This window comes from Lactobacillus sp. (assembly GCF_014803895.1).
Genome location: NZ_JAAVAU010000003.1, coordinates 56626 through 72274, shown reverse-complemented (window position 1 = coordinate 72274; position 15649 = coordinate 56626). Strand labels below are relative to the sequence as shown.

Sequence of the window (15649 nt, the reverse complement as noted above, 5' to 3'; positions counted from 1 at the left end):
AACTTTCATCTTCTTCCTATATAAAATATTTTCCAACAGATTAGTTTACCATGGTTAGAGAGATTTTTGTTTTTAAGAGCTTAGCTTTTAGGTTTACCAAAGAAGTTTAATTAATTAGAATAGAATTATCATCTATTAAGAAAGGTTGAATTAAGGTAAAAATAAACAATGACAACTTGGCTAACTGGATTAATTGAACAATTTGGGTATTTCGCAATTATTTTTCTAATTACAGTAGAAAATATTTTTCCTCCGATTCCATCGGAGGTTGTCTTAACATTAGGTGGTTTTTTAGTAACTAAGACTTCTCTAACTCTTATCGGAGTAATTTTAGCTTCTACTTTAGGTTCAATCATTGGAGCAATCATTTTATTTTCAATTAGTCGCAACTTAACCCTCTCTCGTTTGGAAAAACTATTAGATACAAAAATTTTTAAAATATTAGGTTTCAAAAAAGATGATGCACAAAAAGCAATTAATTGGTTCGATAAATATGGGGTAAGTGCTATTTTATATGGCCGTTGCATTCCAGTAGTTAGAAGTTTAGTTTCTATTCCAGCAGGAATTGCTCATGTTGGTTGGGTAAAATTTTTAACTCTGACTACCATAGGAAGTTTAATTTGGAATATGGTGTTGGTTGGATTAGGGTTCTACACAGGCAAAAATTGGCATCTAGTTGTAAAAATCTTTGATGATTATACTTTGGTAATTATAATAATAATTTTACTTGCTTTAATCTACTTTGGATATAAGTGGTATAAATCTCGTATTAAAAAGTAGTTGTGGTGACTGTGTTTCTGCTATGCAGAAACACTATTTTTTTGTTATAATATTTTTGTTAAAGTAACACTTATATGATTGTTAAAAAGGAGAAAATATGTACAACTTTCCATACATCCAAAATTTTAATGATTGGTGTTCTACTCGACACTTGCGTCCCCAAACAGTTCACTCCATCAATCAATCCGTAAACTATTTTTGGAATTATTATTTAGCTAATAGTAGTCATGCTCCTACTCTCGATGAATTAACGGGACAAGATATTCGAAGTTTTTTGATTAATCTCGAAATCAAGGAAAATCGATCAGTTCAAACATTAAACAAATATATTACTCATCTAAAAAAATATTTTTCTTTTCTCTATGATCATCAACTAATGCCTAATTATGTGTTAACTGATATTAAAGGACACACATTTGACCGTACTCCTCGCTTTTGTTTAGATTGGATCGATCATTTAGATGAAATTGTAGCTTCTGATAAAATTAATCAAGATACCAAAAAACTACTAATTTTAATTGCGCATGGTTTTAAACCTGAAGAGTTACTAAGCTTACAAGTTCCTGATGTTAGTAACAAAATCAAGACCCCTCTCTATTTAGAAATTTTATCTGATCCGATCATTCCTAATGTTCCTCCATTAATTTTTCATACAAAAAAAGGACGCCCTTTAAGCGCCCTTCCTTCTCTAAGTAGAAGAATATTAGGTGACAGAGAGATCCTCAATCTTGATCTAACTCCTGGAAAACTACGTTTATGTTATATTTACCGCCTTGTAAATGATTCTTCGCTCTCCGACGATGATCTTACTCAATTAATTGATTGTAATCGTAAAACAATTACTTACTACCGTGATCAGGCTTCTAAAGCTTCATTTATTAAATTCAATCCCACTTTCTAATTAACAAAATTTTCAACTGCGCTCACCATTTTGTCAGGTTGCTCTGCTTGAATGATGTGGCCACAATCTTTTATTATTTCGGCCTTAATTAAAGGATTAGTTTTTGCAACCACCTCAGCAAAGTGATAGTCAAAATATGGCGAATGATCACCCGCTAAAATTAAAAATGGAATTCTACATTCAGCTAAAACATCCCGCCAATCCTGCAAAGCATGATCTGCAAAAAATTGAAAATTATCTGCTGGAATATACGGAAATTTTTGATATTCCTTCTTAGCCAATCGAGCTAATTCTCGATCAACACGAATATAAGTTGCTCGACCTAACTCATTTTCTAAATATTGAGGATAATTATCCCAACTTAATTTTTTAAAGCCATAGGGCCAAGAAGAATCTGTAATCATTTTAGGTGACTGATCTAAGTCAATCATCGCTTTAAATTTCTTTCCATGATAGATGCTCAAATATGCCATCAAAGTAGAAGCACCCATTGAATTACCAATACCAACAATATTATCTAATTCCATTAATTGCAAAAATTCATAGATATCTATCGCATGACGAGCAATACGCTCCCCTTTTTTTGTTCTTTGCGAGAGTCCTTGATTACGTGGATCTAAAACTATTACGCGATACTTATTACGCATTCGCTCAATTACTAAATTCCACAAAACATGTGACCCTCCTAAGCCTGGTAAACATAAAATCGCAGGTTTATCCTCTTGAGTATCAGTATAAAAAAGTTCGACGTTATCACTAGTTTTAAATTTCATTTTAATATTTAACTTCTTAACTGCAAAAATTTCCAAAATCTTCTATAATTAAGTCAATTATTGATTTAATTAGTTAGTAGAAAGGAACTTTAATTATGGGGTTAACTTTTAAAAAAAATGATGAATTAGAAAAAATGCTCGATAGATTCGCAATTATTCCAGACGATCCTAAAGAAAAGAGTAAAAAAGAACCTGAAAAAGATAGTAAAAAAGACGATAAAAAGTAAAATTTTACTTGTTACTAAAAAAGCTGTATTGCACTACAGCTTTTTTCTTTTACCTAAAATTCCAGTTTTATTTTTCAAATTTAAGCTTGTTAATAAGAGCAAGACCTAATCCAACAATAGCCATTGCAAGACCACTAATTAAAGCTACGCCGGATTGCTTAGCTTGAGTTTGTGGCAATTCAGCATTACTTTCAGTCGCCGTATTAGAAATTTGTGAACTTTTAGTAGTCGGTTGTTGACTAGTAGATGCAGTATCTGGTTCATTATATTCAGTCTTAACATCCTTAACAATTACTTGATCGCTGTTGTTATCAGAACCATTAGTTGAATTTGCATTATCTGCTTTATCTGCAGAATTTTCCTTATTTGATTGATTTGTGTTTTCAGACTCACTATTATTAACAGTTGCACTCTTAGCAGATGTCTGAGAAGTAGCCTTGGCTGCAGATTCATTTTTAGCTGCCACTTTTTCTTGAGCATCTGCTGTAGCTTCTTTTACTTCATTAGTATCAACGCTAGATTGAGCAGCTTTTTCTTCTTCACTGGAACTACTTTGGGAGCTGGCATCTGGATTAACAGTCACATAGACTGCAATTACAGAAGCAGATTTATCAGGGAAAGTTACAATAACAGTCCCATAGCTCTTCCCTGTTTGATCAACAGTGGGTTGCTTATCCCAAGTTGCAGTAGTTCCTGCGGGAAGACTATTCCAGTTAGCAACACCACTTTGAGCTGATGGTAATTGCCCCTTCGTAGTAGTCAATTCAGCTGCTACCAAAGGATAATTATAAGCTTGTAAATTTTGGTGTTCCTTCATACCTTCTTCGTATTCTTGACTTTTATCATCACTTGGAGAATCCGCATAAGCGACATTTGCACCAGTACCTAAACCTGTGGCAATCGCAGAAACACCTAACATAATCAATAATTTTTTAAAATTTGAATTCATTTTTTTAATCATCTTGTATCTCCTAAGTAGGCGTCAAAAAATCCTACTGTTGTTAATATAAAATTTCACTAATTATTATATGATACTTTGTAATAAGGATACAGATAAATGTTAAAAAAATTAGATTAACTTCTCAAGTAAGTCAAGGCAATTTGTAATTGCGATAAATCACTTAAAGCTTGGGGAATTTCCTCTTCATCTTCTACTTCGCAAAAAATTTCACCAGATTCTTCATCAAATTCAAAGCCCGAACCAATCACGACATCTGCGGCATCCGCATAAAAGTCAAGATCTTCTTGAGCTGGATCTAATTTAAATAATAAGTAACCATCATCGCTAATACGCCAATAACCATCTACTTTTTCAATCCAGCAATAAATTTTATCACCGTATGCCCCAATTAGCGGTGTTGCAACCTCAATGGCGTTGCCAGCTTCAATAAAATTAAGGTTATTTGCTACCCAATTTATGCTTTTCTTTTTAATTTCATCAATATCTCTCATCATATTTTTCGTCCTTTTACAAAAAAAGTTCCGAATTAACGGAACTAAAAACAAAATACTAAAGTGATTTAGCCAAATTTATTTCACACAATAAAAATTCTGCGAAATTATTAAGTGCTGTAGATAGTTGATCAGCCTTAATCTCTTGATTAACAAATTCACCACGTTCATTAAGCAATAAACCATATGTAGCTGCTAAACGAGCTGATGGTAACTTAATCCGCTCAAAATTAGTAATTTTTTGATTAATATGATTAGCAGTCAAAACTCTATCATTTAACGAAAAAGTATTATTAGCATGTGGTGTCAAGTAAAAACTGATACCATTACCTAAACCATCTATACTATTTGTATAAACGATATATTCATCACCTTCGGTTGGTTCCAGTGAGAAAATATCATTATCTTCTTCACGCCAATAATTTTCTAATAAAGAAATTAATGGATCCATTATAAAACACCGCTCCTTCTGTAATAGTTTTCATACTTTATTATAGCCATTTTCCTCATAAATTTACACAATAAACACAAAAGAAGAGCTTTCGCTCTTCTTTTTAAAATATACCACTAAAGCAGATTAATAAAATAATCATTACAACGAGACCAACAATTATTGGAATAAATTGACTGTTCTCTTGCGCCTTGAGCAATTGCTGATAATGTTCTTTTTCATTAGCAACTTTTTTAGAAACACTATCAATTTCTGGCTGGGTCTTTTTAATAATCTTTTCTTTTTGAACTTGCAATTTTGAATATTTCTCCACTGCCTTCTGAATATCATTCATTGACCCACCTCCTAAATAACAGCATCAGTAAAACTATTATCATGGTCTCTTAATTGCTTTTCAAAATACTGACGAGCTTGGGCATAACCAACATCTACTTGCTTTAACTCTTCAATTGCATCCCGTTGAACTTTCAAATTAAAAATTTCATGCTTTAGTTCAATTAAATGATCCAAACAATCGTTCATAATTTCTAATTGATTAGTTAACTCAATTACTTGATTTAAAGTAAAGTCAATATTTTTCTCACTAGTCTCTCCATTCCAGAAGACTAGATTACCTGCCTGTCCAATAATTGATAAGTTTTTAGTATCATCAATCAAAATACGTCCAAGTGCTTTAACCTCTTCATTAGTTAAAGATATTGGTATCACAGTATTTACACCATTAGAAATTACCTTTTGTAACTCATCTAACTTCAAAACTTCAATTCCATGGTCTGTATAAACATCACTATTCTTAAAACTAAAGTTTTGAGAAGTACGTCCAATAAATACTATCAAATTATGGATTAAGTATTTACTCTCAGGTTTTTCAAGTAACTTTTTAATTACTGGATCTTGAGATTGCTTCAAAGCGTGTTCAATAGCATCCCTATGTTTAGTAATTTGGCTATTTATTTCTTGATAACCATTATTTACATTATAAGTTTGAGAAGTAATCATTCGGGTTTCAGTCTCAATACAGAAAATTCCTTTATTAGAGACTACCAAATTATCGATTTGACTACTTTCAGGACTATTCTTATCTTTATCATTTGGCGATGCTACGACAACATTATGTCCAATAAATTTATTTTGACCAATTTCACGAAGCGTTTTTTCAACCATTAATTTGGCAACCTCATCGGCATATTTATTACCTAAGGAGGATAAATCATGTTCAGTCAAGTTAACAACTTTTTCGGGAACATCAACTTTTAACTTTTTGTAAGAAGTTCTTCTTAACTTATTTAAGTGTTCAAGCTGAATATTTAACTTTTGATATAATTTATCAATCTTTGCCAGACCAGGAAGATTATTACGAGAAAGATCATTCTCATTTTTGATATTAAAATATTGACGACCGACCTTTTCCGCTGTTAGCAACGAATCAATGGCAATACTATCTTTAAACCAGCTACCGTCTTTATCTTTACGCAAGAACCAGTTAGAATCTTGTTTTTGTAAATTTTTGATAACAGCTAATTGGTGGCGTACCTTATTCTTTAATTGCTGATAATACCAATCCTTTGATTGTAATTGAGCATTAACAGTGTCAATTGGGGGCAAATTATTAATGTCCAATTCACCAGCATAGTTTGAATGATAATCAAACTTCGGTGGAGTTTGACGAAAATCTGCTTTTGTATAAGTATCTGGCGTCAAAAATTGCCAATATTGCAGAATTTGTCCCCTTTTATTGTAAATCAATTGATAACGTAACCGTTGGTCTTTATCAAAAACTTTTCTAATTACTGAAACTTCATTTTGATGATGACTGGTTAATTCATATGTTTGAAATGTCAATCCTTCATCATTTGGAAATTCATAATTATAATGATGATTTCTTAATTGATCTACTAACTGATTTTCTTGATCAGCTACTTTGTTTAACTGTTGGTTTTGATTAGTTTTTAAAGTGGTAAGTTGTTGGCTAACCTCATCTAAACGCTCTTTTTGTTCAGAGAGATGGCTTCTATCTTTAATAAAAAAAGCAACACCAAAATAGACTACACACCCAATTATTATTGCTAAAACATCAATTGCAAGATTATTTTTTAGAAATAGAAGTAGGGTGATCAGGCCTAAAACAACGATCACTTTCCAACCATTGAGTGATCCTTTAATTTTCATTGATCTTAATTCTTTCTATCTAGAATAATAGACGACGATTTAAGTATTTATAAAAATTATAGCAATAAGTCATTAAAACTACCAAATTTCATTTTTTAATAAGTGCCAAAATCATTCGCTAACTTCCATTTTAACCATTTTTTAACGAAAGCGATACTATTAGCGACAAATTAAGCATAATTTGTATTTTTACCCACTCGTACCACAAATTTATCAAGCTTGTTCTTCTTAGTCATTACCTGCTCCACATTATACCAACGTCGAGTTTTAGGATTATAAAAATTAAAATTCTGATTAAATGAAACTTCAAAATTATTCTTAGTTAATCTTTTTTTAGAAAAACGAAGATTCTTACTACCAGTAATATTTTGTAAGCAGAAAATAATATCCTCAGGATCCAATAAAATATCATTTGAATAGTATTCTAGCTTTGTGATTTTCTGATTTTTATCAACTGTATAGTGAATCGCTGAATTTGATTTATTTATAAGTTGAGAGTTGTGAGTTTTTACCAAGGAAGAGTTGAGCTTTTGTCCTGGAAGTAATTTATTTTCGCTAGCGACAATCTTTTGATATTGCTTAGATTCATTTTTTATATTAACTACATCAATTGTTTTATTAGGATCTTTCAATACCAAATGCAAACTAGGCTGCGTCGGTGCTACACTTAAAACTACATGGGTAATTTCGTTTGGTTCAACATTAATCGTCTGAAATTCATGTAAAAATGAATCACTTTTTCCAGTTAAAAGTTGGATTTTTCCTTCTTTTAATCCCTTAAGAGTCAAAACATATGAACCAGCAGAATTAGTCTTGAAGTCATAACTTTCACCATTATACTCCCGCTGTGACCCCATAATTTCAAAATAGGTTGAACGAGTATTAGAATCTTTTGAAGGACTAACTACCTCTTTAACAATCGACATTGCATGAACAATATTGAAGACCTCGTATCCCGCTCCTATTAAGCTTAAAAAGCTTAGAATAAATAAAGTTATACTTACTTTTCGACGTTTACTATATGTTTTTCGACCAAAAAAATAGGTAACGACAACAATAATAACTAATAGTAAAAAAATACCTGTATAAATACAAGCCTGTGTCTTATATGGTAATGTTTTCATAATTTAGCTTCCCTATCTTTTATATGAGAATTATACCAGCTCGTAACATTATAAAAATAAGCTGATACATCCGTACCAGCTTAAGGATATTTTTCCAATGATGAAAAAGCACCCTATTCAGAGTTTTACATTATTTATGTTCTTTTTCATCCTCTTCAAAAATTGTCATCAACTTATTCATATAAGCATGCATCTGCCCATCTGCAGTTGATCCATGATGAGCAATTCCTTCGAATAAATCGCAACCAACATTCATATCCGGAATGCTATCTACATTCTCTAAACTACTATCCGTCACTAACTCTGCTTCTTGACCCGATGCATGAAATAACGACACTAAAATATAACCAATATCTAAATTATTAAAATCATGTTCACGCATATTTTTAGCTACCATCATTAAAAATGGTAGTGAATAATCGCCAACATTTGCTGTATTTTCTTTCATTACCTTTGCCTCACTAAAGTTCTAAGTTTATTTTAACATTCTTAGGATTTTGTGCCGAACTTTTTCTAAATTAATTAACAAAGAAATCTAATTCCTCATCAGAATTACTTTCCAATTCCACCTTGCCATGTAAATGTTTCTTGGCCAAAGCTTCAGTCGGATAAGCCTTAATAGTTTTTCCATTGGAAGTAATATACAAGATTTTATCTTTTATCAAAAATTCTTCACGAGCATTATTTTTATCTAGTATATCATAAACTAACAAGCCACTATCATTTCCCTTTTTGATAATCTCACCTTCTAGAGCATTAGGATACTTATTCTGTAATTCATGCAAACCAGCATTACTCTTTTGATTGCGGTAATACTTAGTAATTTCATGACTATCAAAAACTATTGAATTTCGCACTAAATGTGTGGTGAATTTAATTTGTTCCATAGTTTGATGTCCTTTAACTTCGGTGTAATAATACCAACTTCCTCGCAAATTAACTGGAACAGTAATTAATTTTAAATTTGGTATACTAGTGGCTTTTTTAACTTTTTGCTTAGTAATCTTGCTAGAAACATCTAAGTTATTAGAAATATTTTGCCAATCATTAAGATCTTGTCGACTTAAGGTCTGATACATCTTCAAGAGATTCTCTTTAGTTAATTTTTCCTTACTGTCTGCAATTGTTAATTCACTCTTAGAGCGAGATTGGTTATTATTAAAAACAAAAGCTGCACGACCATTAATGACATAAACCAACTGATTTTTCGTAGTTTTTAAAGTAAAATTTTTAAAGCTATATTGATGATATTTTTTTATTTGTAGGCCATCATTTTTCCCGAGCTGATAGACTTTACTCCAATCTTGAGCTTGATTATCAATTTTGTGCATATATACAACTACTAATCCGATTACTTGATTCAAAGTAAACTTATCAACTTTATCAGCCGTCAAAGTTTTTTTCTTAGTTTTCTTAATAATCTTGGGTGAATTAACGCTAGCTTTTTGAGTTTTTTCAATATAAAACCAAGCCACACCGCCTGCAATCAAAATTAAGAGGAGGCTTAAAATAACTAGTAATTTTTGTGATTTTCTTTCTTGTCTGAATTGCGCTCGCTTCATTTTTAGTTATGGAGACATCCTTTTCTAAACAAATATAATTATTTATTAAACAATAATAACTTTTTAATTCTACCAAAAAAAACGTCAGTTACAAACTGACGATTTTGACTATTCTATTTTTCAAAATGCGCAAGAGCCTTACTTAAGTAACTAACAATTGCTTGATCAAGTGGTGTACTCTTTTGTAAATCAATTAATTGTTGATAATAATCTTGTAATTGTCTAAGCTTTGCTGGATTATCCAAGTACTTTGAAGTATCACTTTGAAACTTCAAAAATTCACGACGCTGGCTAAGAGTTAATTTCTCTTCAGATTGCTTCTCTTTTTTCAGAGAGACGATTTGCATATCCTGCACAACATTAGGGTGATCTTTTTCCCACTTTGCCTGAGTCGTTCCCAATTGTAAGCTTTCAAAACGGTCAATAGCAAGGTTTCTTTCTTCAATTGTCAGATAAGGATTATTATTGATTCTTTCTAAACCTAAAGAAGTCTTAATTAATTGTCCCGGTTCAAAATCATCGGCACTATGTGCCTCAGGGACCCAAGTAATAGTGTAACTTTTTAGTTTTTTACCTCGGCGTGCCTTTACATAATTTTTACTAATGTTAAATTGAGAAAGTAATGGCGCCAACTCCTGCTTCGCTACACTAATTATTCGCTTATCAATGTGGCTAGTTCGATAACTCTTAGGAATATCAAGTTTAGTTCGAAAATCTTCTAAACTAATTGTTCGCTTACCCACAGTTCTAAATTGCTTAACTAAACGAAAAATTGTCTTAGAGTAAGTACTATCCAAATGAGTAAACTGCTGTAAAGAAAATCGAGTCCAATTCTTCAAATCATTAAACAAGCCCTTAAACTTCGGGTTAACGGCTACTTTTAAAATATGTTCATCTCGAATAATCGTATATTCATTGAACAACACAAACTTAGTATAAGTATTCCCATCATCAGTATAAGCATTCAATCCTAACAATTTATCAGAAACCGTCTGTAAATAAGTTGCAAAATTCTCATGCTTGCTATAATTACTAATTTGTTTAAGATAATCAAAATTTAAAATAACTTCATTTTGATCTTTATCTCGTACTCGTGAAAAAATTGCAAATAGAATATTCATCTCTGCTGCATTAAACTTCCGCAAAGGAATATCATTCAGTCTATTTTGATATTTTACGATTTCATTAGCCATAATAATATACTCACTTTCAAAGTCTCAGTACACTTTAGCAAAAGCAGCTTATAAATGCAACATCATTATATAGATGTTGCATTTATAATTTTAGCAACCTGATTTGTGTCATTTATAAAAAAGTCGACCTTTTAAGATTTAGCACGTCTTCCCCGATTTGTGTCACTTATTGCCCCATTTGTTGCACTTATTAAAAACCACCTTTTACCATCGAATTTTCCTAAAATGTGTCACACCTTGATAAATATTGGTTTACCAGGCATTTGTCTTACCTCCCCAAATGTTGCACTTATCAATCTTTATCCCAATTTGTGTCACTTATAGCCCTGAAAGGTGTCACTTATCTGCCTGATTTGTTGCATTTATTATCCCCAAATGTGTCATCTATCGCCCCATTTGTTGCACTTATAGTCACTTCCTTCTTACAGCCCCAACCTTTCCCAAAAAGTTAAAGAATCTTATTAAAGAAGTTATTAAATAATTACTTAAAGAGATAATTAAAAAGGTTGCACATTCGTGCAACCGGAACAAATTATTACTTAATTTTTTTACTAGGAATTTGAATTTGTGATGCTAAGAGTAAAGATTTTAAATTAGCAGAAGGATATTTTAAAGCATTAGTGTCAAAAGTTCCTAATTGATTATCACTACGATAGAGTGCCTTTTCAACAGATAATTGACTAATTTTACCAGCTACACCATACTGAAACTTTCCTCCTTGACTTAAATTATATAAGATATCTAAAATAGCACGACTCACATCATGTTTAATAGCAATAACAATATCTAATCCTTTAATAGAATCAGTGATAGTGTCCTTATCTTCATTAGTTAAAAGTTTTGCCTTCCCATTATGAGCTACTACAACCTTACGAGCATCCCTCGATACTTCTTCTTGAGCACATACAATACCCACATTTTGACCATGCAAGTCAAAATCAATTTGTGGCACATATAAGGCATCCGTTTTCTTAAGGCGGTCAGACTTGCCTTTTTTCTTTTCAGAAACTGACTTTTTCTTAACAATCTTTACCTTCCTTTTGCCTTTTTCTTGTTTTAATTCAGTATGCGGCTCATTTTCCAGTAATTTTTCTAACTTCTCATTCGTTTCTTTTTCATGCTTAGCCAAATTTTTATCTTCAGCAATTGAATTTTCAACCATCTTCACAATCAATTTTAAAGCTACCATACTCTGCTTAAGTGATTGCTCGTTATCTTCGGTTGATCTCATCAAGTTAATTATATCCGTGCGATAGTCGTACATTTTTCCATCCTCTAAAAAATATTCTGTCTTAATAATAACAAAAAGACGCCCTACCAGGACGCCCAATTATTAAAATATTCATTTAATCCCAAAAAGTTTCGCTCCAAGTCTTTTTATCGACTAAAATACGTTTGGCATCAACCGCATCAGGATAAGTTATTAAATCATGTCCCTCTTTTTGTGCATAATATGTCACATCCGCTTTATCTAACAAATTCAGTAACTTTTGACGACCAATAGGATGGATTTTCAACCATTGATTTTTTGTTATCCCTTGCTTTTCAAAACCATTATGGGCTACATTTTCTGGCAAAATATCTTTAAAATCTGGTAAATAATACATTGGACGCCCAGCCTGATTAAAATGATAAATTTCAATATCTTCAAATTCTATGAAACAATCTAAGGCAAAACCTGCTAAAATCACTTTTTCTTCTAATTCTTGGCGATTAACGCATTGATTATGATTTTCTTTAAAATTATGATGATGCTTAAGCCACTCTTTGCGCACCTTCATCTTATCTGGACGCCCATGAATAATATCACGTACCTGTTGGAGTTCTTTTTCAGTTTGTTTACGAAGCCGGAACCACATTTGCTTAGGATACCTAGCTTTGAGCTTATCTAAATTCTTTAGCTGATCATAATAAGCATTCAAAATGAAATATAACTTATCTGTATCATAAATCTCTAACTGCCTGGAATCCCAATAAAGTTCATACATTGACGACATTTTCTTGCTCCTACTTTATTCTTTCAAACCTATCCTACCAAAGCAAAAACCACTGCAATCAAGTAGATTATTAATTAGTTCTCTAATAATGTATTTTGATAAGTATAAATCTGTTCAATCTTTCCTCTCTCATCCAAAACAACGACATTACCATCATTGTGCGGATATAATGCTGGATTTGAATGACTACCACCATCAGTAAAAATACGTGCTGGCTCACCAGGATAATCAATCACCCGTACTCTACATGCAGTCATTGGTAATTGTTCAAGTTTACGACCATCATCAAATTTTCCTTTAATTACACATGTAGGCGTGTGTCCCGTCACAATCACCTTTCCTGTATGATTATGAGCAAAGTAACCTTCCTCATTGACCCAGTAACTTTTTCTAGCCCAAAGACGATAAAAGTCATAATCATACTTACCATGATAAATATCCAATTTATCATAGGTATCAGGATTATTATAATTTTTATCAGGACGGATACCAGCATGAACAAAAATAATATGGGGTGTCTCATACATTATCGGTAACTTTTTAAAGAATTGATAATACTCAGTCTGCCTAATTTCATCAGGTTCTAATTCTCTACCATATAGACTGTCTAAACTAAGAGCACCACCATTATAAAACCAAATTCCAGCTTGATATTCTTGCTCTTGAGCATAATTAAGAAACAATTGCTCATGGTTTCCCTTTAAAATCACAGCATTATCATTATTAGCAGCTTCCTGTAAATAATCAATCACAGGCTTTACATCCCAGCGACCATCTAGATAATCACCACCAGCTACTAGTTGAGCATCAGGATAATCTGCTCGTGCCTTCTTAATTAATTCAAGAGTTTCAATATTTCCATGAATATCAGAGATGAAAATATAGTGTTTTTTGCTTTTATTCGCTTCTAGCGTCTGATTAGTAAATTGCTGGTTCATAATTTATCCTTTCCGCTAGTAATAATTCATTCAAATATTATCCAAATTTTCTATCGTGTATAATGATTTTATTATAAATATGATTGTAACATATTAAAAAAAGATTAATAGTTTCAATCTAAGAAAATAATTTATTAGGAGAAACAATGCTACAGATACTTGGAATACTAAGTTTAATTTTTTTACTCACTCTTGGGAGTTTTCTCTATGTTCTTTTTCATGAACGACGTACGCTTTGGGCAGGAATGACCTTTACTGCTACGCTAGCAATGCTAGCGATTTTGAGTATTATTTTACTAATGAATCTTGCTGATAAATACTCTACACAACATCAATGGCTACTCAATTTCTTTATTTGGGGATTGCTAGGTATTTTACTTTTTATTGTGATATTTGTCTTCGTTATTATTGCTATGCTAATTTACAACGGTATCAAGCTGATTTATAAAGAGGGAAATCACTGGACTAATTATCTTTCGTTAGGATTAGGAATTTTTTTAATTCTTTTTCTATTTATATATCCTAACTTTAGTCATTTCTATATCAATGATTGGATAACTTATCTTTATATTTTTTTAATTTTAGTAACCCTTTATTTTCTCTATATTATGGTAATGTATGTTTTTACCGCTTGGGTAAACTTAATTAATCATAAAACTCATAACCTTGATTACGTGGTAGTCTTAGGCTCAGGTCTCCTTAATGGAAAGCATATCTCACCCCTCCTAGCAGGTCGCATTAAACGGGGAGTTGAAATTATGCAAAAAAATCCTGGCTCTAAGTTAATCCTTTCCGGAGGTCAAGGACCTAATGAAGAAATTCCTGAAGCCGTAGCCATGGCTAATTATGCAAGAAAAAATTTAGGTATCCATGATAAGGACATGATTTTAGAAAAGAAATCAAAAACTACCAATGAAAATATTCAGTTTTCCCATCAGTTAATGAAAGCAAATAGTAATTTTTGTCTAGTAACTAGTTCTTACCACGTCTACCGTGCATTAGTTTTAGCTAAGCGGCAAGGTCTCAAATGTATAGGCTATGGTGCTAAAACCAAATGGTATTTCACTCTTAATGCTTTCATCCGCGAATTCATTGCTTACGTTGTAATCACTAAACGATTGCAATTAACGATGGTCAGCTTAATTGGTATTTTCTGTTTAGGATTAGCAATAATAGATAATTTATATTAATTAAAGTAAAACAAAAACAGGAGTATCTTCAAGATACTCCTGTTTTTTATAAAGGGCGGAATATGGGATTCGAACCCACGCATGCCGGATCCACAAACCGGTGTGTTAACCCCTTCACCAATTCCGCCATATCGTTGACTTAATTATTATACCTAAAAAAATTGATAATTACCAGTTAAAAATAAAAAAATCCAATAAAAACTTACTATTAAAATACTTAATTTAGCTAAAAAAGTTAGGGATTGCTCAAATTTACCGCCTACTTTATAGTGCGGCCATAGCTTAAGCGGCTTTTTAGTTAAAGGCCATAGCCAATTAATACCACCACGACTAAATCCATCTTCAACTAGATGCAAAATATAGCCTACCACCAAACCTAGCCATAAGCAGCCCCAGTCATCACTAAAAATCATATTTGTTAGTGGAACTGGGCGAAAATAATTCATTATAAAATATAGAATACAACTGAAAATAAGCCAGCCAACAATTGTATGTGTAATTCCCCGATGACGAAAGAAAAAGCTAAAGTTAATTGGTGAATTCCGACTAGCTGTGCTATTGTTTTGATCAACATCAGGTAATAAAGCTCCTACACTAGTAGCAGCTAACATAATTAACAATGGGACTGGCCGAGATGTGTAAAGATGATGCGTTACTAGTAATCCAGCCTCCGCAATCGCAATACTACACAGGCTGTGCGCGCGTGCTAGCATAATCATCCCTCCTGGTAAAAAATCATCTACTTATTTTACCATTATTTTTCAGTATTGGAAAAGTTAACAAAAAAGCACCCCATAAGGGATGCTTCATACTATTGAAAAATATCTGGCATGATTCAAACTAATCAGATGATCGACCAAGCAGATTTATAATTGAAGCCACTTAATAATGA

At 32.1% G+C, this 15649-nt stretch carries 18 protein-coding genes and 1 tRNA gene; 4 read left to right on the top strand and 15 right to left on the bottom strand.

Translation table 11 applies throughout. The annotated features are described in order from the left end of the window. Positions 1-168: 168 nt before the first annotated feature. Positions 169-780: a DedA family protein gene (locus tag HDR40_RS01110; protein WP_290625452.1), complete on the top strand. Its 612-nt coding sequence runs from the start codon at positions 169-171 to the stop codon at positions 778-780. Between the two features lie 97 nt (positions 781-877). Beyond that, positions 878-1681, top strand: coding sequence for an integrase (locus tag HDR40_RS01105; RefSeq protein ID WP_290625450.1), 804 nt, complete (start codon positions 878-880; stop codon positions 1679-1681). Here HDR40_RS01105 and HDR40_RS01100 read toward each other — a convergent pair. Continuing rightward, positions 1678-2454 carry an alpha/beta hydrolase gene (locus HDR40_RS01100; RefSeq protein ID WP_290625448.1) on the bottom strand — a complete coding sequence of 259 codons (777 nt, stop codon included), beginning with the start codon at positions 2452-2454 and terminating at the stop codon, positions 1678-1680. The genes HDR40_RS01105 and HDR40_RS01100 overlap by 4 nt on opposite strands. Before the next feature lie 95 nt (positions 2455-2549). Between HDR40_RS01100 and HDR40_RS01095 the strand changes: the two genes are divergently transcribed. Beyond that, positions 2550-2681, top strand: a complete 132-nt coding sequence (locus HDR40_RS01095; RefSeq protein ID WP_290625446.1) for an SPJ_0845 family protein — start codon at positions 2550-2552, stop codon at positions 2679-2681. A gap of 67 nt (positions 2682-2748) precedes the next feature. Here the strand turns inward: HDR40_RS01095 and HDR40_RS01090 are convergent, their stop codons facing one another. From HDR40_RS01090 to HDR40_RS01035, 12 genes are all read right to left on the bottom strand, one after another. Beyond that, positions 2749-3642, bottom strand: a complete 894-nt coding sequence (locus HDR40_RS01090; protein WP_290625444.1) for a Rib/alpha-like domain-containing protein — start codon at positions 3640-3642, stop codon at positions 2749-2751. Positions 3643-3755: 113 nt separating this feature from the next. Continuing rightward, positions 3756-4136: a DUF1828 domain-containing protein gene (locus HDR40_RS01085; protein WP_290625442.1), complete on the bottom strand. Its 381-nt coding sequence runs from the start codon at positions 4134-4136 to the stop codon at positions 3756-3758. Between the two features lie 55 nt (positions 4137-4191). Next, the gene (locus HDR40_RS01080; protein WP_290625440.1) at positions 4192-4584 is read right to left on the bottom strand and encodes a hypothetical protein; all 393 of its coding nucleotides are present in this window, start codon (positions 4582-4584) and stop codon (positions 4192-4194) included. 103 nt (positions 4585-4687) lie between these two features. Further along, positions 4688-4918: a hypothetical protein gene (locus tag HDR40_RS01075; protein ID WP_290625438.1), complete on the bottom strand. Its 231-nt coding sequence runs from the start codon at positions 4916-4918 to the stop codon at positions 4688-4690. Positions 4919-4929: 11 nt separating this feature from the next. Further along, positions 4930-6753: a nuclease-related domain-containing protein gene (locus HDR40_RS01070; protein ID WP_290625437.1), complete on the bottom strand. Its 1824-nt coding sequence runs from the start codon at positions 6751-6753 to the stop codon at positions 4930-4932. Positions 6754-6923: 170 nt separating this feature from the next. Continuing rightward, a complete protein-coding gene (locus HDR40_RS01065) occupies positions 6924-7877 on the bottom strand; it encodes a hypothetical protein (RefSeq protein ID WP_290625435.1) in 954 nt (317 codons plus the stop codon). Between the two features lie 130 nt (positions 7878-8007). Then, positions 8008-8325, bottom strand: coding sequence for a hypothetical protein (locus HDR40_RS01060; RefSeq protein ID WP_290625433.1), 318 nt, complete (start codon positions 8323-8325; stop codon positions 8008-8010). A 70-nt stretch (positions 8326-8395) separates the two neighbouring features. Beyond that, positions 8396-9439: a hypothetical protein gene (locus tag HDR40_RS01055; RefSeq protein ID WP_290625431.1), complete on the bottom strand. Its 1044-nt coding sequence runs from the start codon at positions 9437-9439 to the stop codon at positions 8396-8398. Positions 9440-9552: 113 nt separating this feature from the next. Further along, positions 9553-10632: a replication initiation protein gene (locus HDR40_RS01050; RefSeq protein ID WP_290625429.1), complete on the bottom strand. Its 1080-nt coding sequence runs from the start codon at positions 10630-10632 to the stop codon at positions 9553-9555. Between the two features lie 535 nt (positions 10633-11167). Then, positions 11168-11896, bottom strand: coding sequence for a hypothetical protein (locus tag HDR40_RS01045; protein ID WP_290625427.1), 729 nt, complete (start codon positions 11894-11896; stop codon positions 11168-11170). An 82-nt stretch (positions 11897-11978) separates the two neighbouring features. Continuing rightward, complete coding sequence (locus HDR40_RS01040) at positions 11979-12629, bottom strand: hypothetical protein (protein ID WP_290625425.1); 651 nt, start codon at positions 12627-12629, stop codon at positions 11979-11981. A 74-nt stretch (positions 12630-12703) separates the two neighbouring features. Then, the gene (locus HDR40_RS01035) at positions 12704-13567 is read right to left on the bottom strand and encodes a metallophosphoesterase family protein (protein WP_290625423.1); all 864 of its coding nucleotides are present in this window, start codon (positions 13565-13567) and stop codon (positions 12704-12706) included. Between the two features lie 146 nt (positions 13568-13713). On the opposite strand from HDR40_RS01035, the gene HDR40_RS01030 reads away from it, so the two are divergent. Next, the gene (locus tag HDR40_RS01030; RefSeq protein ID WP_290625421.1) at positions 13714-14757 is read left to right on the top strand and encodes a YdcF family protein; all 1044 of its coding nucleotides are present in this window, start codon (positions 13714-13716) and stop codon (positions 14755-14757) included. A gap of 54 nt (positions 14758-14811) precedes the next feature. Here HDR40_RS01030 and HDR40_RS01025 read toward each other — a convergent pair. Continuing rightward, positions 14812-14884 (bottom strand) — tRNA-His (locus tag HDR40_RS01025). Between the two features lie 25 nt (positions 14885-14909). Beyond that, positions 14910-15470 carry a metal-dependent hydrolase gene (locus tag HDR40_RS01020; RefSeq protein ID WP_290625419.1) on the bottom strand — a complete coding sequence of 187 codons (561 nt, stop codon included), beginning with the start codon at positions 15468-15470 and terminating at the stop codon, positions 14910-14912. Positions 15471-15649 lie beyond the last annotated feature (179 nt).

What these genes read in the sequence shown, in the direction of transcription:
- HDR40_RS01095 (WP_290625446.1), top strand. Translation starts at nt 2,550, where the DNA reads ATGGGGTTAACTTTTAAAAAAAATGATGAATTAGAAAAAATGCTCGAT.
- HDR40_RS01055 (WP_290625431.1), bottom strand. Translation starts at nt 9,439, where the DNA reads ATGAAGCGAGCGCAATTCAGACAAGAAAGAAAATCACAAAAATTACTA.
- HDR40_RS01085 (WP_290625442.1), bottom strand. Translation starts at nt 4,136, where the DNA reads ATGATGAGAGATATTGATGAAATTAAAAAGAAAAGCATAAATTGGGTA.
- HDR40_RS01110 (WP_290625452.1), top strand. Translation starts at nt 169, where the DNA reads ATGACAACTTGGCTAACTGGATTAATTGAACAATTTGGGTATTTCGCA.
- HDR40_RS01035 (WP_290625423.1), bottom strand. Translation starts at nt 13,567, where the DNA reads ATGAACCAGCAATTTACTAATCAGACGCTAGAAGCGAATAAAAGCAAA.
- HDR40_RS01070 (WP_290625437.1), bottom strand. Translation starts at nt 6,753, where the DNA reads ATGAAAATTAAAGGATCACTCAATGGTTGGAAAGTGATCGTTGTTTTA.
- HDR40_RS01100 (WP_290625448.1), bottom strand. Translation starts at nt 2,454, where the DNA reads ATGAAATTTAAAACTAGTGATAACGTCGAACTTTTTTATACTGATACT.
- HDR40_RS01045 (WP_290625427.1), bottom strand. Translation starts at nt 11,896, where the DNA reads ATGTACGACTATCGCACGGATATAATTAACTTGATGAGATCAACCGAA.
- HDR40_RS01105 (WP_290625450.1), top strand. Translation starts at nt 878, where the DNA reads ATGTACAACTTTCCATACATCCAAAATTTTAATGATTGGTGTTCTACT.
- HDR40_RS01020 (WP_290625419.1), bottom strand. Translation starts at nt 15,470, where the DNA reads ATGCTAGCACGCGCGCACAGCCTGTGTAGTATTGCGATTGCGGAGGCT.
- HDR40_RS01030 (WP_290625421.1), top strand. Translation starts at nt 13,714, where the DNA reads ATGCTACAGATACTTGGAATACTAAGTTTAATTTTTTTACTCACTCTT.
- HDR40_RS01080 (WP_290625440.1), bottom strand. Translation starts at nt 4,584, where the DNA reads ATGGATCCATTAATTTCTTTATTAGAAAATTATTGGCGTGAAGAAGAT.
- HDR40_RS01040 (WP_290625425.1), bottom strand. Translation starts at nt 12,629, where the DNA reads ATGTCGTCAATGTATGAACTTTATTGGGATTCCAGGCAGTTAGAGATT.
- HDR40_RS01065 (WP_290625435.1), bottom strand. Translation starts at nt 7,877, where the DNA reads ATGAAAACATTACCATATAAGACACAGGCTTGTATTTATACAGGTATT.
- HDR40_RS01075 (WP_290625438.1), bottom strand. Translation starts at nt 4,918, where the DNA reads ATGAATGATATTCAGAAGGCAGTGGAGAAATATTCAAAATTGCAAGTT.
- HDR40_RS01050 (WP_290625429.1), bottom strand. Translation starts at nt 10,632, where the DNA reads ATGGCTAATGAAATCGTAAAATATCAAAATAGACTGAATGATATTCCT.
- HDR40_RS01090 (WP_290625444.1), bottom strand. Translation starts at nt 3,642, where the DNA reads ATGATTAAAAAAATGAATTCAAATTTTAAAAAATTATTGATTATGTTA.
- HDR40_RS01060 (WP_290625433.1), bottom strand. Translation starts at nt 8,325, where the DNA reads ATGAAAGAAAATACAGCAAATGTTGGCGATTATTCACTACCATTTTTA.